This window comes from Paraburkholderia sp. BR14312, assembly GCF_040948675.1.
In the GTDB taxonomy this organism is placed as follows: Bacteria; Pseudomonadota; Gammaproteobacteria; order Burkholderiales; family Burkholderiaceae; genus Paraburkholderia; species Paraburkholderia nodosa_A.
Genome location: NZ_JBFPKI010000012.1, coordinates 75,811 through 94,314, shown reverse-complemented (window position 1 = coordinate 94,314; position 18,504 = coordinate 75,811). Strand labels below are relative to the sequence as shown.

Below are 18,504 nucleotides of genomic sequence, written 5' to 3'. Positions count from 1 at the left end.
CGACGTTCAGGTATGACGAAATGATGACTACGCATAATTCGCCCGAGCGCACTGTGCGTTACGCCACACTTGACGTTCGCTCTGCGTTGCGCATTGTCCGGCCGCGCCGCGGCGCTCAGTCGGGCACGGCCGGGTCGTCGAGAAAGAGCACCATCAGTTCGTCGTCGGCGTACTCGCCGTCGAGGTACAGGCCGCGGGGCTCGACTCCGTAGCGCACGAAGCCGCACGAGCGGTAGAACGCCTGGGCGCGGGGGTTCAGCACGCTCACCACCAGTTGCACCTGGAGCAAGCCTAGCGCACGAGCGTGAGCGATGACGCCCTCCATCAATTGCCTCGCAATGCCCGCGCCTCGCCATGCAGGATCGACAAAGACGCCCCAAATGAGCCCTTTGTGTGCCAGCTTGCGGCGCGGCTCGCGCATGAGGCCGGTGATGCCGACTAGCGTGTCGTCCACGAATGCGCCGAATACGACCTGGTTCTCCGTGGCACGCACCCGGGCGCGGCTTTCTTCGGGCGTGCGCTTCGATTCCTCTTCATAGGTCGGGACGATGCCGGCGGGATTATTTCTGGTCGCGTACAAACGCATGGCGTGAAACGCCTCGGCGTCCTGCTCGGTCAGCGGGCGAATCGCTGTATGCGTTGGCTTCGTCGGCTTCGTTTCGTTCATGTGCAGCGCCTGGCATGGAAAGGGAATGAGCCCTGCGATTCGAACTAGCCTATCACGTCCCGCCTGCCTGCTCGCGTTGCGCTAAGATGGACCACCTGCGTCGCTCGATGCGCGCAGCATCACTCCGGGGTCTCCCATGCCGCAAGCCACGACGTCCGACGCACAACCTTACTTCTGGCGCGACGCTGACCTGCCGTTCATCGAGGTGCGCGCGATCGCCGACGGCCGCAAGGTCCGCTACGGCCGTCACGCACACAGCACGTTTTCGATCGGCGCGGTCACGGGCGGGCGCAGCACCTACCTGAACGGGAGCACGCTCTCGCATATCAGCGCGGGCGCGGTGGTGGTCATCAACCCGTAAGTCGTGCACGCCTGTAACCCGGCCGCCGACGAGCCCTGGGCCTACCGCATGTTCTATCTCGACACGGCGTGGCTCGCGAATCTGCAGCACGACCTGGGCTTCGGCGCGCACGAGGCCTTTCGCCCGTTCGAACAGACCTTGAGCTGGGAGCGCGATTTGTTCGACGGGCTCAACGCGCTTTACGAGCTGCTCGTCGATACGAATGAGTCGGCACTGCGCAAGGAATGCGCCGTCGTAGCGTATTTCTCGAGGCTCCAGCAGTCCCTGAATCCGGCGCCGGTCAGCGCACGCGAACCGAACGAGCGCCTCGCGCGCGCAGCAGAATTCATCGACGGCAACTACACGCGCACGCTCAAGCTCGAAGAAATCTGCGCCGCCGCCGATCTTTCGCCCTCGTACCTCATTCGCGCGTTTCGCGAGCAATACGGCATGACGCCGCACGCGTATGTCGTGAACCGGCGTATCGAGTTCAGCCGCGCGCAACTGCGTCAAGGGCACGCCATTGCCGATGTTGCGGCGCAAGCGGGTTTTGCCGATCAGGCGCATCTGCAGCGCGCGTTCCGCCAGTTCGTTGCCGCAACGCCGGGCCAGTATCGCGGCTAACGTCGCCGCCGCGCGCTCAGGCAAGCACGAGCCAAACCGCACTGCCCGCCAGCAACAACGCCATCGCGCGGTTCACGAAACGCACGCGCGACGGTTCGCGCAAAGCCTGGCGCAGAGACGCACCCGCCCACGCCCAGCACGCAATCGACACGTAGCACACGACGAAATAGATCGCGGCGAACTGCCAGACGAGCGCATTTTCGCCGGAAGCCGCATATAAGCCCATGCCCGCCACCGAGGCGAGCCACGCCTTGGGATTGAGCCATTGCATCGTAGCGCCCACCATCAGCGAGGGACCGCGCGCCGCGTTCGGAGAGTCGATGCGGCCGTCGTCGGTCGCGAGCCGGTAGGCGACGTACAGTAGAAAAGCCACGCCCGCCCATTCGAGCGCGCGCGTGAGAAACGGCAGGCGCGCCAGCAGCTCCTGCATGCCGAGACCGATCAGCAGCAGCAGCAACGTGAAGCCCACGGTCGCGCCGGTGACGTGGCGCAGGCTCGCGCGCAGCCCGTAGCGCGCGCCCGCGCTCAGCGCAACGATATTGACGGGTCCAGGGGTGATGGAAGTGGCCAGCGCGAAGGCGGCCATCGACAAGGCAGTGCTCACGGTTTTCCTCGCTACGCTCATGGGCGATCAATATGCGTCGAGGGTAGACGCGCGCGCCGCCGGCGTATTGAAGAAAATTGCCCTCCCGGCGAGCGCGGCACCGCGCCGAACCCGCGCTATCATTGCGCCGCACCGACGACTCCCATTCCGGAACTGCAACGTGAAAAAGATCCTCATCATCGGCATCGGCGCGGGCGATCCGAAGTACCTGACCGTGCAGGCAATCGAAGCGCTCAACGCAGCCGACGTGTTCTTCGTGATGGACAAGGGCGCGGCCAAGGACAAGCTCGTCGCGCTGCGCAAGGAAATCTGCGCTCGCTTCATCAAGGACCACGACTATCGCATCGTGGAGGCCACGAGCCCCGAGCGGCGCCGCGACGAAGGTCTCGATTACAAGGCCGCCGTGGACGAGCTCAACCGCGACAAACAGCGCGTATTCGAGCGCCTGATCGAAGAGGAATTGACCGACGGCCAATGCGGCGCGTTTCTCGTCTGGGGCGACCCGTCGCTCTACGACAGCACGATCCGCATTCTCGATTCGATCCTGGCCGATGGCCGGCTCGCGTTCGACTTCGAAGTGATCCCCGGCATCAGCAGCGTGCAGGCGCTCGCGGCGAAGCACCGCGTGCCGCTCAACTTCATCGGCAAGCCGGTGAGCATCACGACGGGAAGGCGGCTCGCGGAGGGCGGTTTTCCGCACGACGTGGACAGTGCGGTGGTCATGCTCGACGCGCAGAACGCGTACGCGCAGATCGCGGGCGAAGCACTCGATATCTACTGGGGCGCCTATGTCGGCACCCCGGACGAGATCCTGATGGCGGGCCGGCTGGAAGACGTGAAAGACGAGATCGTCCGTGTTCGCGGCCAGGCGCGCGAAGCGAACGGATGGATCATGGACACGTACTTGCTGCGCAAGCGCGGCGTGAAAGACTGAAAGAAGAACGGGGCGCGAACATCGACGTTCGCGCCCGTTGCCGGGTTCACACGTTGAGGCTTACGCCAGGCCCACGCATACCGCCACGATAATCGAGCCGAACAACAGCACGGCACCCAACGTCTTGCGCTTGTTGAGCTCAGTCCACAGCAGCACGCCCGTAAGCGAAAGCAGAATGAGCGCCCCGGCGAAGCTGTCGATGAACAGCACCCAGCCGACGCTCATCCCCGTTCCCTTGTGGAGGTTCGTGATCGTCGAGACGAGCGAGTTGTCGTTGCGCTTGAGCGTGAGCTTGTCGTTGCCCAGCCAGTACTCGACCATCACGCTCTCGCCGGGCGATGTGAACATGATCTGCCAGTGCTCGGGCTGCACGACCTGGCGATCGCCCCAGGCCACGTTGTGCTCGGGCTCCTTCTGCACGCGGCCCATGCGCGCGGGCAGTTTCAGATCCGGTTGCGAGCGCAACCATTTCACCATCTCGCGCGGCGTTTCGGGCGCGGGGTCGGGCACGGCGATCTGCACCGTCGAGACTTGCGGCGCGCCCGGCGAAATGCGCAGCGGCTCGGCGCGATGGTTTAGCACGAATCCCGTTGCGCCGAACAGCAGGCCGAGCGCAGCGCCCCACAGGCCCACCCAGCCGTGCACCTTGCGCAACCACTTGATGAAGGTCGCACGGCGCGAGCGCTTCGCGCGCTCGTCGCGCCGTTCGGCGTCGAGACGTGCGCGCGGCGTTGCCGGCGCGTCGATCTCGGCGGTATCGGAAAAGCTCATGTTTCACTCCAGAGTCGCAACGTACAGCAGGAAGGCCACTCCCGCCCACTCGAGCGCGCGCGTGAGAAACGGCAGGCGCGCCAGCAGTTCCTGCATGCCGAGACCGATCAACAGCAGCAGCAATGTGAAGCCAGGTTCGCCGCCGTCGCATTCGTCGGCGACGAGAGAAAGAGCGTGCAGGAAACGTCGGCGCGCAGTTTTCACGGCGTTGGGCAGCACACGCACTGCACCATCCACGTGACTGCCGGACGTCATGCCGCCTTCGCAGCGGTTCAAGAGCAGCGCATAGACCTGGTTGGGGCTGGGGAGGGTTCCACGGTAATGAGAATCGATATCATTCCATATTTTGTATTTTCTTTCAAATGGAATTGGCTTTTAGCGACACCGCTGGCGACATCGATTTTCTTCATGCTGGAAAAGCTCGGCGCAGTCGTCGGGACTTCGAACCTTCACATCTACGCGGCCATGCGTGGCGGCCGCGCGCTTGCGGCCGCCGCATTGAAAACCTGCGATCAGTCGAGCGCGCGATCGTTCGGATGCGCAAACAGCGCCCGATTCTCGTTGGACAACGGATAGTTCAGGTTCATCCCCTTGGGCGGCACGGGCTGCGTAAACCACTTCGTGTACAGCCGCTGCGCTTCACCCGAAGTCTGCATGCGAGCGATCACGCCATCGGCCAGTTTCTTGAAGACGGGATCGTCCTTGCGCACCATGCAGCCATAAACCTCCGAGAGCGGCGGCGTACCGGTGATCACGTAGTCCTGCTGGTCCGCCTCCTTGGCCCGCGCCCCGTACAACAGCGGCTCGTCCATCACGAACGCGACCGCGCGACCCGTCTTCACGTTGAGAAACGACTCCGCGTGGTCCTTGGCGGCGATGAGTTGCATGCCCATCTTCTTGTCGTTGTTCATCTCGCGCAGCAGCCGGTCCTCCGACGTGCCCGCCGTGGTCACGACCGTCTTGCCTGCGAGATCGGGGAAATCCTTGATGCCGGAATCCTTTTTCGCAATCAGGCGCACGCCGTACTGAAAGAAGCTGTTCGTGAACGCGACCTGGTTGTCGCGATCCTTCGTGTGCGTGGTCGAACCGCACTCGATATCGATCGTGCCATTCTGCACGAGCGTAATGCGGTTCTGCGAAGTGATCGGAATTTCCTTGACCGTGAGCTTGTCGAGCTTCAGCTCCTTTTTCACCTCGTCGACGATCTTCAGCGCGATGTCCTGCGCATAGCCGATCGTGTGTTGCTCGCTGTCGTAGTAGGAGAACGGCACTGACGATTCCCGCACGCCCAGGGCAATCACGCCTGTATCGCGGATTTTTTTCAGAGTAGCGCTCGTGGCGTCCTGCGCCTGAGCCGGCCCGAGATACGTGCATCCCATGACGACTGCTGCGAGCGTTGCAACTTTTTTCATTTAGTCTCCTCCGGATGGTCCGTCGGCGCTTCGTGCGCCGCACCCGAGTATTCATGCCTTGCAGCGAGGCGGCAATTGAAATCGGTTACGACGACATAACTCAAGGTTAAGTCGCCGGTGAGGCGCGTCGTTCGAAGCGCGCCGTCGAGGCCGGTTTCGTTGGCAACACGAAGCGTTCCGCACGCCATGACTTGTCCACACATTTTGTTGGCAGCCCTGTGCGTAACCGTTGGAAGACCGCATCAAGTCCTTGATGCGCTTCGGTTAACCCACGGCGGTCCCAATCGCGGCAACACCGTCTCGCAGCGCCTCGAAACGCACCCGTCTTTTCCACAGATTTTGTTGGCAGCCCTGTGCACAACTTCTGGACAGCGAACCTAAGTCCCTGATCGCAAACGTCAATGCGCCAGGCGACAGAGAAGTTGCACGTTTTGGAGGCACTGGACTTGTCCACAGTTAACGGGGAAAAGTCTGTGCATACACCCCCCAACATCCGCGCCAATCCATTGATAGCACAACGGATTTTCTCGCTGCGCGCGGATCGGACCAGACCTGCCTCACGCGTGCATACCCCTAAAGTTTGTAAGGGAAATGCCGTTATGCCTCGCTGTGTTGTTGGGTCTCAAGCGGCCCCATCGAAGGAATCTCATGCGCAACAATCAACCCGTCACGCAGCAGGAATTCGACTATCCCGCTTCGCAGATGCTCGTCTCGGCCACCGACCTCAAGGGCCGCATTCAGTACTGCAATCCTGCGTTCGTCGCGGTGTCCGGCTTCACGAAAGAAGAGCTGATCGGCAAGGCACATAACATCATTCGTCATCCCGACATGCCGGCCGAAGCGTTCGCCGACTTGTGGGAGACCGTGCGCGATGGCCGTCCCTGGACCGCGATCGTCAAGAACCGCCGCAAGTCGGGCGACCACTACTGGGTGCGCGCGAACGTAACGCCCGTCTCCGAGCAGGGCACGGTGGTCGGTTATCTGAGCGTGCGCGTGAAGCCCACGCGCGAGGAAATCCGCACGGCAGAAGCCTTCTACACGCAAATGCGCGAGGGCCGTCTGCAAGGCGTGCGGCTGCGCCACGGCTCGGTGGTGCGCACAGGCCTCGTGGGCGCATTGCAGTCAGTCCTGCGCGTGCCCATCGCCACGCGTATCGCCTTCGGCTATGGCGCCGTGCCCGCCGTGTTCGCCGCGGCCGGCTTCGCGGCCTGGCAGGGCCTGCCGCCGCTGCCGTTCTGGGGTGCATTCGGCGCGGCCTGCCTGTGTGCGTTCGGCGCCTGGCGTCTGACCACGCGCCACCTCGGCGCACCGCTCGCGCAGATGACCACGGCCTCCACGCGCATGGCGGCGGGCGACCTCACGGCCACGCTCGCGGTCGCCACGAACGACGATCTCGGCGACGTGCTCCAGGCGCTCAATCAGCTGCAGGCCAATCTCACGGCGATCGTGTTCGACGTGCGCTCGCAGATCGACGGCATGCTCGACGCCGCGCACGAAATCTCGAGCGGCAATCTCGATCTCTCGCGCCGCACCGAAATGCAGGCGGCATCGCTCGAAGAAACCGCGGCCACGATGGATCAGCTCACGACCACCGTGCAGGCCAACGCCGAAGCCAGCGCCCGCGCGCTCGATCTCGCACGCGACGCGCAGTCCGCCGCCGCCGAGGGCGGCTCGATCGCCGCGCAGATGGAGCGCACGATGACGGGCATCACCGACGCATCGCGCCGGATCAGCGACATCACCGGCGTGATCGACGGCATCGCGTTCCAGACCAACATCCTCGCGCTCAACGCCGCTGTCGAAGCCGCGCGTGCGGGCGAGGCCGGCCGCTCGTTCGCCGTGGTGGCGGGCGAGGTGCGCATGCTCGCGCAGCGCTGCGCGGCATCGGCCAAGGAGATCAAGCAGGTCGTGGACGCCAGCGTCAACGAGATCGCCGAGGGCACGCGTCTCGTCGGCAACACGACGGCGCAGATGCGCTCGATCGACGAAGCCGTGAGCCGCGTCTCGTCGATCATCACCGAGGTCGCGAACGCCAGCGGCGAGCAGGCCGAAGGCATCCGCCAGGTCAATCAGGCCGTCGCGCATCTGGACAGCGCCACGCAGCAGAACGCCGCGCTCGTCGAGCAGGCCGCCGCCACGGCGCAGCGGCTCGCCGAGCAGGCCGACGTGCTCGACGAGGCCGTGCGCCTCTTCACCGTGGCAGGCGCCGAAGCGGAAAAGCGCGCAAAGCCCGCCCGCACCCCGGCGCGCCGCCAGAGCGTCAATCTTGCCGAAGCGGCCGAGGAGATCGCAGCGTAACGACCGGCTCGCACGCCGCGCCGCAAACGCAGTCGGGTGGCTTCGTCTATTGGTCTGAGAGATCGGCGTTAGTCCCATCTCGACAGTGCAGCGCGCGGGCGGCACCATGAAAACCGTCAGCAAGCCGTACCCCGGTTTGCTGATCCGAGTAACAACGGCGTTTCAACGGCTCGCCCGGCCTGCCCGGGTGGGCCGTTTTTTCTGTTGCGCACGCCTGGCGCCTGGCATCGCTTTGCTTCGCAACCATGACAGCGGTGCAACGCGCAACGCATTTCGCATGGCCCGTTGCAGGGCGCGCAAAAACGGGCGTTGCGCCGGCGAGTCGCGTTACACTGGCTGGCCAGGGTCGCGGCACAGCGATCTCGCTGTGTGTGTCTGCGCTCACTTGCATGAACACGCCGCGCAGCCGACCCCGTACAATGGCTCGACCACCCAACGCACGAGGACAACATCAATGCGCACGACCGGGTCTTCCGGAAACATGACCCTGCTCACCGAGCATGACGACGCGACCGGACGCGAACTGCGTTCACTGCGCCTCGAATCGGCGGCCGACGGCAAAAGCCTCTTGCTGGTCGAAGTCGACGAGCGCAAGCCGGGCATCCATCGCGAAGTGCGTTACGAAATCACGCCGGCCGAGCTGATCGCGGCCATTCGCGCACAAGGCGCCGAGCTGCCCGGGGAATCACACACGCGCTAAGCGCACGGAAACCGACGGCACGAACGCGGCACGCGCAGTCTCGTGTGCCGCGTACTGTCGCTTTCCACTCATCGGGCGCCTCTCGCGAACACCTCGCGTTTCTCTCTTTTAATCCGGCGCTTTTTTCATATGCCTGCCCTACTCGGCAGGCATTCTCACGCGCGTGCAGGGGGTCGCTTGCACGCGTTCGAAATACGTCCATAATCTTTACGTTACCCTTCTATCTTTCCCGTTCCTCGCCTGACGGCGCAACGGAAGTAAGCCGATGCTACATGACCTCGTCGCGCAATACGGGCCTGCGCTGGTGTTCATCAATGTGCTCGCCGGATCGCTTGGGCTGCCCGTGCCCGCGATGCCCGCGCTCGTGTTGTTCGGCGCGATGGCGGCCATGCATCCCGGTTCGATCGGCCAGCAGGTCGCACCGGTGCTCGGGCTCGCCATCTTCGCCATGCTGATTGGCGACAGCGTCTGGTTCATGGCCGGGCGCCTCTACGGCGGCAACACGCTCAAGACGCTCTGCAAGCTCTCGCTCTCGCGCGACACCTGCGTGAAAAAAACCGAGCGCTTTTTCGGCCGCTGGGGCGTGCGCGTGCTCGCCGTCGCCAAGTTCGTGCCGGGGCTGTCGCTCGTGTCCGTGCCGATGGCCGGCGCGATGGGCGTGCCCTACCGCCAGTTCGTCGGCTTCGACGGCATCGGCGCGGCGCTGTGGTCCGGCACCGGCCTGCTCGTCGGCGTGATGTTCGCGCCGCAGATCGACATGCTGATGAGCGGCGCAAGCCGGCTTGGCCGCTTCGCCCTCGTCGTGGTGGCTGTGCTGCTGGTGCTTTACGCGACCTACCGCTGGCAGCGCCGCCGCCAGCTCATCAAAAAGCTCGCGAACGCGCGCATCACGGTGGAAGACCTTTACCGCGCGATGGGCGCCAAGCCGCCGCCGGTCGTGTTCGACATTCGTTCAGAAGAAAAGCGCAAGCTCGATCCGTACATCATTCCGGGCGCGTTGTTCGCCGACGAGCGCAAGCTCGACGAGATCGTCGGCAAGTACCCCAACGACCAGAAGCTCGTGATCTACTGCTCGTGCCCCAATGAAATTTCCGCGGCCTGGATGGCGAAGAAGCTAGCCGAGGCCGGCTTTACCGATGTGGTGCCGCTGCTGGGCGGTCTCGATGCGTGGCGCGACGCCGGCCGCACGCTCGAGTCGCTGCAGATGCACGCCCACGCCGACGTCCCGGTCAACATCACGCCTAAAGCTGTCTGATCCGGGCGGCCCGCTCCCGAGCCGCCCGCACGAGGAGAACCGCCAGATGGGCACGATCACCGAAGCCGAGGTTCCCGAATCCGAGGAACTTCCTTCCGCGAGCCGCCACTCCGACACGCAGCCGCAACCCGCCGAAGCGCCGTTCTCGACGCTCTCCACGCGGCGCCATCAGATGTTCCCCCAGCTCACCGACGACGAAATCGCGCGCCTCGCGCGCTTTGGCGAAGAGCGCCACTGGTCAGCAGGGGAGCTGCTCTTTCGTACGGGCGAAACCGGCCCCGGCATGTTCGTGCTGCTCTCCGGTTCGGTCAAAGTTTTCCAGCGCGACGGGCTGGGCCGCGAGCGGCTCATCGTCGAGCATGGGCGCGGGCATTTCCTCGCCGAAGTGGGCCAGCTCTCGGGCGGCCCCGCGCTCGTGGACGGCATGGCGCTCGAACCCGTCGATGCGATCCTGATTCCGCCCGAGCGGCTGCGCGCGGCCATCGTCGCCGAAGCCGAACTCGGGGAGCGCATCGTGCGTGCGCTGATCCTGCGCCGCGTCTCGCTGATCGAAAAGGGCGCGGGCGGCCCGATTCTCGTCGGCAAGCACGACGATCCCACGCTCGTTTCGCTGCAAGGCTTCCTTTCGCGCAACGGCCATCCGTATTCCGTGCTCGACGAGCGCGACGAAGGCATGCTTTGCGGCGTAATCGAGCGTTTCGCCGCGCGCTGCGAGGACCTGCCGCTCGTGATCTGCCCCGACGGGTCGGTGCTGCGCCGTCCCAGCGCGCCCGAACTGGCCACGTGCCTCGGCATCCTGCCCGAGCTCGACGGCGAGCGCGTCTACGACGTTGCCGTGGTGGGCGCGGGCCCGGCCGGTCTCGCCACGGCGGTCTACGCCGCTTCGGAAGGCCTTTCGGTGATCGTGCTCGACTCGCGCGCGCCCGGCGGCCAGGCGGGCGCCAGCTCGCGTATCGAAAACTATCTGGGCTTTCCCACCGGTATCTCCGGCCAGGCGCTCGCCGGCCGCGCGTTCGTGCAGGCGCAGAAGTTCGGCGCACACGTGGCCATTCCGGTCTCGGTGCGCAAGCTGATCTGCGATGAAGAACCGCGGCGGCTCGAAACCTGCAGCGGCGATGTGCGCGCGCATACAGTCGTGATCGCGAGCGGCGCCGTGTACCGCAAGCCCGCGATCGAGGGCATCGATCGCTATACGGGGCGCGGCATTTACTACTGGGCCTCGCCGGTCGAGGCGAAGCTTTGCAAGCACGAGAACATCGTGCTCGTGGGCGGCGGCAATTCCGCGGGCCAGGCGATCGTCTACCTCTCCACGCACGCGCGCCAGATCGACGTGCTGATCCGCAAGGCCGGTTTCGAATCGACGATGTCGCGCTATCTGATCGACCGTATCGCTTCGCTCTCGAACGTGCGCGTGCATGGGCACAGCGAGATCGGCGGCCTGGACGAAGACACGAGCGGCCTCGCCTCGGTGCGCCTGAAGATGCCGTGCCCGGAGGGCGTCGACCATTTCGATTCGCGCCATCTGTTCCTCTTCACGGGCGCGGACCCGAACACCGGCTGGCTGCGAGCATGCGGCGTGAAGCTCGACCCGCACGGCTTCGTGCTGACCGGCGACAACGAGTCGTGCAGCCTCGCGACCTCGGTGGAAGGCGTCTACGCGATCGGCGACGCGCGAGCGGGCTCGACCAAGCGCGTGGCCGCGGCGGTGGGCGAAGGCGCGGCCGTGGTCGCGCAGATCCATCAACGGCTCGCTGCGCTGCGGCCGGTGACGGTGGTCGCGGGCGTTCATGCGTGAGCGCGCTGTGGAGGTTGCAGAAGCGCCCACGGTTGCCGAAGCCGGTTCCTCGCTAGTTCTGCCGCTCGCGGCGGCTCGCACGCTGCACCTCGCGGCGCAAGGGCTGCTCACGCCGCCGCGCCGCAAGGCTACGCAAGAAGACGTGCTCGATGCGATCCGCCGCATGGCGCAGCTGCAGATCGACACGATCCACGTGGTCGCGCGCAGTCCCTATTTCGTGCTGTTCAGCCGCATTGGCGCGTTCGAGCCGGCCTGGCTCGACGCGCATCTCGCGCAGGGGCGCCTGTTCGAATACTGGGCGCACGAGGCCTGCTTCCTGCCGATCGAGGACTACGGGCTGCTGCGCCATCGCATGCTCGACCCTTCCGGCATGGGCTGGAAATACGCGGCCGAGTGGCATGACCAATACCGTGACGAGATCGACGCCCTGCTCGAGCGCATCCGCGCCGAGGGCGCCGTGCGTTCCGCCGACTTCGCGCGCGCCGAGGGCGACAAAGGCAGCGGCTGGTGGGACTGGAAGCCGGAGAAGCGGCATCTGGAAGTACTGTTCGCAACCGGCGCGCTGATGGTGGCGCAGCGGCACAACTTCCAGCGTGTGTACGACGTGGCCGAGCGCGTACTGCCGCACTGGAACGATGCGCGCGACCTGCCGCCACGCGCCGAAGCGGAGCGCGCGCTGCTCCTGCGCTCCTGCCGCGCGCTCGGCGTGATCCGCGCGGACTGGGCCGCCGACTACTTCCGCCTGCCGCGCCGCCCGTATGCCGATGCCCTCCACGCACTCGCCGACGCGGGCGAGCTGCTGCCCGTGCGCGTAGAAGGCTGGAAACACGATGCGTTCGTGCATCGCGAGCACGCGGCGCTCATCGGCGAAGCGGCGAGCGGCAAGCTCGCCTCCACGGTCACGACCCTGCTCTCGCCCTTCGATCCGGTGGTGTGGGATCGCAAGCGAGCGCTCGCGCTATTCGATTTCGATTACGCCATGGAATGCTATGTGCCGGCCGCGAAGCGCAAATACGGTTACTTCGCACTACCGATCTTGAATCGCGGACGGCTGATCGGGCGCATCGACGCAAAGGCGCATCGGGCGCAGCAGGTGTTCGAGGTGAAATCGCTGCATCTGGAGCCCGGCGTACGCGCGAGCGGCCGTCTGGTGGCAGACTTGCGCCGGGCGCTGCAGCGTTGCGCGGACTGGCACGGCACGCCGGAGCTACGCATCGGCGCAGCACCGGACGGCCTCGCGGCCGCCCTGCTGGCTGCGTGAGCGTGCGACTGCTGACCCGGCAGAGCCGCCGCACGCGTTGAGAACGATTAGTGCTCCAGCTTGGCGCGCAGTTCGCGCGCGGCTTCGAGCAAGCCTTCGTAGCCCGAACGCGCGTGTTGCGGCAGGTCGGGGTCGCCCACCAGCGCGCCCAGCGTTTCGACGAGGCTGAAGACGAGGCCCTTGGCCGCGCCCGCCGCGATCTTGCCGGACTTCACGCCTTCGTCGACGTGGCTGAAGGCGGCGTTCAGGCTCTCCAGATCCGGTTGCGATGAACCGGCGCCAGGCTTTTGAGCGTCCTGCTTTTGCTTGTCGTCGCTCGTCATGATGAACTCGATCTCCCTTGGTGAGCAGTAGTCAAAAGAATCACGCACTTAATGTTATATACCCATCGGGTGCGGGCGTCCATTCGAGGCCCGGCAGCGCGAGGAGCAACGCAAAGCGCACTCCCGAATCTTCTCACCTTTGCCGCCCACGCGCAGAAGCCGCGAGCGCGACGGCTTGTCGCTTCGTCACGCCCGGGGACTAAAAAAGCCTTGAAATCAGGGCTAATGTGGATTTCGCACGATGGATCGGCAGGTGCCTCGCCTCGCTTCACACGAGCGCCGATGGCGCGTTACGACCTCTCCCGCAAACGCTCACCATTGCGCTTCGAAACGTGGATTCTCGCCGCTTCGAGTGCGTCTGCCGATCGGTTCGCGCTCACCGCACCCCACGTCGGATTTGCATTTCACCCTTGTTTTCAAGGTACTTCTGCTCATGGCGGCACGTCCCGCGTGCTCGCGCCGCTCCGTTCAAGGTGCGTGACCGGTTGGCAACCTGCTCACTCCCGAAAAGCCTCACCTCTCGCGCGACTGTCCATTTGGGGCGTCCAGTGCGATGCCTGAACGTTGCCGCGCGATGCGGTATCGTATGTGGATGTCTGCAGATGCCAATACGAGGAATCACATGATGAGCTACGCCACGAACGCGCCCGCCCGCAAGGAAATCGACTCGCTCAGCGGGGCCGCCGTCGTCGAATTCGGCACCGACTGGTGCGGCTATTGTCAGGGTGCGCAACCGCTGATCGGCGCGGCGTTCGAGCGTAATCCGCAGGTGCGTCGCCTGAAAGTGGAAGACGGACCGGGCCGCGCGCTCGGCCGCTCGTTTCGCGTGAAGCTCTGGCCCACACTCATTTTCCTGCGCGACGGTGTGGAGGTCGCGCGCGTGGTGCGTCCACAAAACGCCGCCGAACTCGACGAGGCGTTCGCTTCGCTCGCGTAGTCGCGCCACGCCCTCCTACGCGGTCCGAACGATCGGCGCAGACCGCTCCCGAAAAGCCTCACCTTTGCCAGCGGGCGCGCCCGAAAGCGCCCGCCGCGCTCACGCCTCCAGGCCGGCGAGCAGATCGTCGATCGCGCGATACACACGCTCGACCACCTCCGGCCCCACCTCCGCTTCCAGCGCCTTGTAGCGCGCCTCCAATTCGTTCGAAATCGCTTTCACGAGTTGATGGCTCTTCTTCGTGAGCGAGACGAGCACGCGCCGCTGGTCGTCGGCGAAACGCTCCTTCGTCACGAGGCCGAGCGTCTCCATACGTGCGAGCACGCCCGCCATGCTCGGGCTGGAGATCGTGCACAGGTCGGAAATCTGCCGCGGCTCGAGCGGTCCGCTTTCATTGAGCGCGCGGATCACGCGCCACTGCTGCTCAGTGAGGCCGTGCGACGTGATGAGCGGGCGAAAGCGTTCCATCATCTTTTCGCGCGCGCGCAGCAGCAGCATGGGCAGGTTGCGGTGCGCAACGCGAGTGGTCGGGCGCGAAGTATCGGACATGGCGGTTTCAGCTAAACGAAGAATTCGACGAACAGGCCCAGGAGAAACCCGAAAAGTTCTCATCGACGATTGACGACGGATCATAGCAAGCGCACTATCACTCACATATTAGTGTTTCCGTGAAGCCAATCCAAGCCATGTTTTCCGTTGCCGATCATCTGCTGCACGTCGAAGGCGAGGCCTTGCCGCGCGACGTCAGCGCCGCTGCCGTGCGCGGGCTGCTCGCGACCGGCGCGCGTTGCCGGGCGCCGGTGAGCGGCGCTGTCTACGGCACGCTGCTCAACGACCGCCACGCGCTCGAAGCGCTGGGCGACGCCGTGAACGCGCCCCCTTACAAGGCGCCGCCGCGCGCGCCCATTCTCTACCTGAAGCCGCGCAACACGCTCGCAGGCCACCGCGCGCGCGTGGCCGTGCCCGGCGGCGAGGGCGTCCAGGTGGGCGCATCGCTCGGCGTCGTGATCGGGCGCACCGCCGCGCGCGTCGCCGCACCTGAAGCGTTCGATTACATCGCGGGGTATACGCTCGTGGCCGATCTGAGCGTGCCGCATGCGAGCGTCTATCGCCCCTCGGTGCGGTTTCGCGCACGCGACAACTTCTGCGTAATCGGCCCCGCCGTGGTCGCGCGCCGGCATGCGGCCGATCCGGATGAGCTTGCCATTGCGGTGAACGTCGAAGGCGGCGCGGCCTTCCGTGCAACGACGGCCACGAACGTTCGCGGCGTCGCCCAGTTGCTCGCCGACGTCACCGACTTCATGACGCTCGCCCCCGGCGACGTCATCACGCTCGGCGTGCCGCATGGCGCACCCGTGGTTCAGGCCGGTGCGCGTGCAGCGATCTCCATTGGAGACTGGGCGCCGCTCGAAATCGAATTCGTCGCGGCAGACGTGGCGCTGGGAGCACAAGCATGATGCGCGCACGCGTTGCCTATGCAGGCGCCATCCACGAAGCCACGCCCGAAGGAGACCGCGTGCGGCTCGCCGACGGCCGCGTGCGCGAGGAACATGAAGTCGTCTGGCTCGCGCCGTTCGAGCCCGGCACGATCTTCGCACTCGGGCTCAATTACGCCGAGCACGCCAAAGAACTGCAGTTCTCGAAGCAGGAAGAGCCGCTCGTGTTCCTCAAGGGGCCGGGCAGCGTGATCGGCCATCGCGGCACCACGCGCCGCCCCGCCGACGTCACGTTCATGCACTACGAGTGCGAGCTCGCCGTCGTGATCGGCCGCACCGCGCAGCACGTGAAACGCGAGGACGCCATGCAGTACGTGGCCGGCTACACGATCGCGAACGACTACGCGATCCGCGACTATCTGGAGAACTACTACCGCCCGAACCTGCGCGTGAAGAACCGCGACGGCGGCACCGTGCTGGGCCCCTGGTTCGTCGACGCCGCCGATGTCGCCGACGTCAACGCTCTCGGCCTGCGCACTTACGTGAACGGCGAACTCAAGCAGAACGGCAACACGCGCGATTTCGTCACCGGCATCGCGGAACTCATCGAGTATTTGAGCGGCTTCATGACGCTCGCCCCCGGCGACGTCGTTCTGACCGGCACGCCCGAAGGCGTCGTCAACGTGAATGCAGGCGACGAAGTCGTCTGCGAGATCGACGGTCTGGGCCGTCTCGTCAACACCGTCGCGAGCGACGCCGACTACGGGCGCTGATCCGCCAACGAATCGAACACGGACTACGTTAGACATGCGAATCGACCATCTGATCAACGGCCGCGCACACAGCGGACGCGACTACTTCGAAACCGTGAATCCCGCGAACCAGGACGTGCTCGCGGAAGTGGCGCGCGGCGGCGCAGAGGAAGTCGATCTCGCGGTGCGCGCCGCGAAAGACGCCTTTCCCGCCTGGGCGGCAACGCCCGCCGCGGAGCGCGCGAAGGCGATCCGCAAGCTCGGCGAGCTGATCGCGAAGAACGTGCCCGAAATCGCGCAGACCGAAACGAAGGACACCGGCCAGACCATTTCGCAAACCGGCAAGCAACTCGTGCCGCGCGCCGCCGACAACTTCAGCTACTTCGCCGAAGTCTGCACCGCCGTGGACGGCCACACCTACCCCACGTCCACGCATCTGAACTACACGCTGTTTCATCCCGTGGGCGTGTGCGCGCTCATCTCGCCCTGGAACGTGCCGTTCATGACCGCCACGTGGAAGGTCGCGCCCTGCCTCGCGTTCGGCAATACCGCCGTGCTGAAGATGAGCGAGCTATCGCCGCTCACGGCCTCGATGCTCGGCCAGCTCGCGCTCGATGCCGGAATTCCGGCGGGCGTGCTCAATGTCGTGCACGGCTATGGCAAGGAAGCGGGCGAGCCGCTCGTCGCGCACCCCGACGTGCGCGCCGTTTCGTTCACGGGCTCGACGGCTACGGGCAACCGCATCGTGCAGGCCGCGGGCCTCAAGAAGTTCTCGATGGAGCTGGGCGGCAAATCCCCGTTCGTGATCTTCGACGACGCCGATTTCGAACGCGCGCTCGACGCCGCCGTGTTCATGATCTTCTCGAACAACGGCGAGCGCTGCACGGCGGGCTCGCGCATTCTCGTGCAGCGTTCGATCTACGCGAAGTTCGCCGAGCGCTTCGTCGAGCGTGCGAAGCGCATCAGCGTAGGCGATCCGCTCGACGAGACAACCATCGTCGGCCCGATGATCAGCCAGGGCCATCTCGCGAAGGTACGCAGCTATATCGAGCTCGGACCGAAGGAAGGCGCGACGCTCGCTTGCGGCGGCCTCGACGCGCCGGCGCTGCCCGACGCGGTGAAGAATGGAAACTTCGTTATGCCGACCGTGTTCGTCGATGTCGATAACCGCATGCGCATTGCGCAGGAAGAAATTTTCGGCCCGGTGGCGTGCCTGATTCCCTTCGACGACGAGACTCATGCGATCCGCCTTGCCAACGACATCGCCTATGGTCTGTCCAGCTATGTGTGGACCGAGAACACCGGCCGCGCGCTGCGCGTGGCCGCCGCCGTCGAAGCGGGCATGTGCTTCGTGAATAGCCAGAACGTACGCGACCTGCGCCAGCCGTTCGGCGGCACGAAGGCTTCTGGCGTCGGCCGCGAAGGCGGCACATGGAGCTACGAAGTGTTCCTCGAGCCGAAGAACGTGTGTGTTTCGCTCGGCTCGCATCACATTCCGCACTGGGGCGTGTAATGGGCAAACTCGCGCTGGCGGCCAAGGTCACGCACGTGCCTTCGCTGTACCTCTCCGAACTGGACGGCCCCCACAAAGGCTGCCGCCAGGCGGCCATCGACGGCCATCACGAGATCGGCCGCCGCTGCCGCGAGCTGGGCGTCGATACGATCGTCGTGTTCGATGTGCACTGGCTCGTGAACAGCGAGTATCACATCAACTGTGCACCGCGCTTCGAAGGCGTCTACACGAGCAACGAGCTGCCGCATTTCATCAAGAACATGCCGTATGCGTACCCCGGCAATCCGCGGCTTGGCCATCTGATTGCCGAGGTCGCGAACGAAATGGGCGTCAAGACCCGCGCCCATAGCGAAACGACGCTCGACCTCGAATACGGCACGCTCGTCCCCATGCGCTACATGAACGGCGACGAACATTTCCGCACGGTTTCGGTGGCGGGCTGGTGCATGTGGCACGACCTCGCCACCAGCGCGCGCTTTGGCCTGGCCGTGCGCCGCGCGATCGAAGAGCGCTACGACGGCACGGTGGCGATACTCGCGAGCGGGTCGCTGAGCCACCACTTCGCCAACAACGGCACGGCCGAAGCCTTCATGCACAAGGTCTGGGACCCGTTTCTCGAAGCGACCGATCGCAACGTCGTGGCGATGTGGGAGCGTGGCGACTGGAAAACCTTCTGCGACATGCTGCCGATGTACAACGAAAAGTGCTGGGGTGAAGGCGGTATGCACGACACGGCCATGCTGCTCGGCGCGCTCGGGTGGGACCGCTACGAAGGCCGGGCGGAAGTCGTCACGCCGTATTTCGGCAGCTCCGGCACAGGGCAGATCAACGCCATCCTGCCGGTCATGCCGCTACCGGCTTAAGCGGCTCAAACACGGGAGA

General features: G+C 65.2%; 17 protein-coding genes and 2 pseudogenes. 12 read left to right on the top strand and 7 right to left on the bottom strand.

Going from position 1 to position 18,504, the window contains the following annotated elements; translation table 11 throughout:
• Positions 1 to 115 precede the first annotated feature (115 nt).
• Positions 116 to 667 carry a GNAT family N-acetyltransferase gene (locus AB3X98_RS30115; RefSeq protein ID WP_342946880.1) on the bottom strand — a complete coding sequence of 184 codons (552 nt, stop codon included), beginning with the start codon at positions 665 to 667 and terminating at the stop codon, positions 116 to 118.
• Positions 668 to 803: 136 nt separating this feature from the next.
• Here AB3X98_RS30115 and AB3X98_RS30110 point away from each other — a divergent pair.
• Positions 804 to 1,631: pseudogene (locus tag AB3X98_RS30110) on the top strand (AraC family transcriptional regulator).
• A 16-nt stretch (positions 1,632 to 1,647) separates the two neighbouring features.
• Here the strand turns inward: AB3X98_RS30110 and AB3X98_RS30105 are convergent.
• The gene (locus tag AB3X98_RS30105) at positions 1,648 to 2,235 is read right to left on the bottom strand and encodes a LysE family translocator (RefSeq protein ID WP_141710539.1); all 588 of its coding nucleotides are present in this window, start codon (positions 2,233 to 2,235) and stop codon (positions 1,648 to 1,650) included.
• A 160-nt stretch (positions 2,236 to 2,395) separates the two neighbouring features.
• Here AB3X98_RS30105 and cobF point away from each other — a divergent pair, with 160 nt between their 5' ends.
• Positions 2,396 to 3,169: a precorrin-6A synthase (deacetylating) gene (cobF, locus tag AB3X98_RS30100; RefSeq protein WP_069261857.1), complete on the top strand. Its 774-nt coding sequence runs from the start codon at positions 2,396 to 2,398 to the stop codon at positions 3,167 to 3,169.
• A gap of 60 nt (positions 3,170 to 3,229) precedes the next feature.
• Here cobF and AB3X98_RS30095 read toward each other — a convergent pair whose 3' ends face one another.
• The 3 genes and pseudogenes from AB3X98_RS30095 to AB3X98_RS30085 all read right to left on the bottom strand — a co-directional run bounded on the left by AB3X98_RS30095 (position 3,230) and on the right by AB3X98_RS30085 (position 5,352).
• Positions 3,230 to 3,940, bottom strand: coding sequence for a PepSY-associated TM helix domain-containing protein (locus tag AB3X98_RS30095; RefSeq protein WP_069261503.1), 711 nt, complete (start codon positions 3,938 to 3,940; stop codon positions 3,230 to 3,232).
• Positions 3,941 to 4,009: 69 nt separating this feature from the next.
• Positions 4,010 to 4,195: pseudogene (locus tag AB3X98_RS30090) on the bottom strand (hypothetical protein); the annotation flags it as partial.
• A 257-nt stretch (positions 4,196 to 4,452) separates the two neighbouring features.
• Positions 4,453 to 5,352, bottom strand: a complete 900-nt coding sequence (locus AB3X98_RS30085) for a glutamate/aspartate ABC transporter substrate-binding protein (protein WP_342946878.1) — start codon at positions 5,350 to 5,352, stop codon at positions 4,453 to 4,455.
• Positions 5,353 to 6,000: 648 nt separating this feature from the next.
• On the opposite strand from AB3X98_RS30085, the gene AB3X98_RS30080 reads away from it, so the two are divergent.
• From AB3X98_RS30080 to AB3X98_RS30060, 5 genes are all read left to right on the top strand, one after another.
• Complete coding sequence (locus AB3X98_RS30080) at positions 6,001 to 7,650, top strand: methyl-accepting chemotaxis protein (RefSeq protein WP_342946877.1); 1,650 nt, start codon at positions 6,001 to 6,003, stop codon at positions 7,648 to 7,650.
• 454 nt (positions 7,651 to 8,104) lie between these two features.
• On the top strand, positions 8,105 to 8,350 hold the full coding sequence (locus AB3X98_RS30075; protein WP_028207914.1) for a hypothetical protein: 246 nt from the start codon (positions 8,105 to 8,107) through the stop codon (positions 8,348 to 8,350).
• Between the two features lie 265 nt (positions 8,351 to 8,615).
• Entirely contained in the window at positions 8,616 to 9,605 is a 990-nt protein-coding gene (locus AB3X98_RS30070) for a DedA family protein/thiosulfate sulfurtransferase GlpE (protein ID WP_368610362.1), read from the top strand.
• Positions 9,606 to 9,651: 46 nt separating this feature from the next.
• Complete coding sequence (locus AB3X98_RS30065; RefSeq protein ID WP_368604999.1) at positions 9,652 to 11,400, top strand: FAD-dependent oxidoreductase; 1,749 nt, start codon at positions 9,652 to 9,654, stop codon at positions 11,398 to 11,400.
• The gene (locus AB3X98_RS30060) at positions 11,393 to 12,661 is read left to right on the top strand and encodes a winged helix-turn-helix domain-containing protein (protein ID WP_368605000.1); all 1,269 of its coding nucleotides are present in this window, start codon (positions 11,393 to 11,395) and stop codon (positions 12,659 to 12,661) included. The genes AB3X98_RS30065 and AB3X98_RS30060 overlap by 8 nt, the downstream gene beginning before the upstream one ends.
• Before the next feature lie 47 nt (positions 12,662 to 12,708).
• Here AB3X98_RS30060 and AB3X98_RS30055 read toward each other — a convergent pair whose 3' ends face one another.
• Positions 12,709 to 12,984, bottom strand: a complete 276-nt coding sequence (locus AB3X98_RS30055; RefSeq protein WP_028207911.1) for a hypothetical protein — start codon at positions 12,982 to 12,984, stop codon at positions 12,709 to 12,711.
• 625 nt (positions 12,985 to 13,609) lie between these two features.
• Between AB3X98_RS30055 and AB3X98_RS30050 the strand changes: the two genes are divergently transcribed.
• A complete protein-coding gene (locus tag AB3X98_RS30050) occupies positions 13,610 to 13,921 on the top strand; it encodes a thioredoxin family protein (RefSeq protein ID WP_324154874.1) in 312 nt (103 codons plus the stop codon).
• Between the two features lie 99 nt (positions 13,922 to 14,020).
• On the opposite strand, the gene hpaR is transcribed toward AB3X98_RS30050, so the two are convergent.
• Complete coding sequence (gene hpaR, locus AB3X98_RS30045; RefSeq protein WP_069261859.1) at positions 14,021 to 14,419, bottom strand: homoprotocatechuate degradation operon regulator HpaR; 399 nt, start codon at positions 14,417 to 14,419, stop codon at positions 14,021 to 14,023.
• Positions 14,420 to 14,607: 188 nt separating this feature from the next.
• Here hpaR and AB3X98_RS30040 point away from each other — a divergent pair, with 188 nt between their 5' ends.
• Genes AB3X98_RS30040 through hpaD form a run of 4 tightly spaced genes read left to right on the top strand, consistent with a single transcriptional unit; the run spans position 14,608 to position 18,485 of the window.
• Complete coding sequence (locus AB3X98_RS30040) at positions 14,608 to 15,378, top strand: fumarylacetoacetate hydrolase family protein (RefSeq protein ID WP_368605012.1); 771 nt, start codon at positions 14,608 to 14,610, stop codon at positions 15,376 to 15,378.
• Positions 15,375 to 16,130: a fumarylacetoacetate hydrolase family protein gene (locus AB3X98_RS30035; RefSeq protein WP_342946874.1), complete on the top strand. Its 756-nt coding sequence runs from the start codon at positions 15,375 to 15,377 to the stop codon at positions 16,128 to 16,130. The genes AB3X98_RS30040 and AB3X98_RS30035 overlap by 4 nt, the downstream gene beginning before the upstream one ends.
• 34 nt (positions 16,131 to 16,164) lie before the next feature.
• Positions 16,165 to 17,622, top strand: a complete 1,458-nt coding sequence (gene hpaE / locus AB3X98_RS30030) for a 5-carboxymethyl-2-hydroxymuconate semialdehyde dehydrogenase (protein WP_368605001.1) — start codon at positions 16,165 to 16,167, stop codon at positions 17,620 to 17,622.
• Positions 17,622 to 18,485, top strand: coding sequence for a 3,4-dihydroxyphenylacetate 2,3-dioxygenase (gene hpaD / locus AB3X98_RS30025; RefSeq protein WP_368605002.1), 864 nt, complete (start codon positions 17,622 to 17,624; stop codon positions 18,483 to 18,485). Before hpaE ends, hpaD begins: the two co-directional genes overlap by 1 nt.
• Positions 18,486 to 18,504 lie beyond the last annotated feature (19 nt).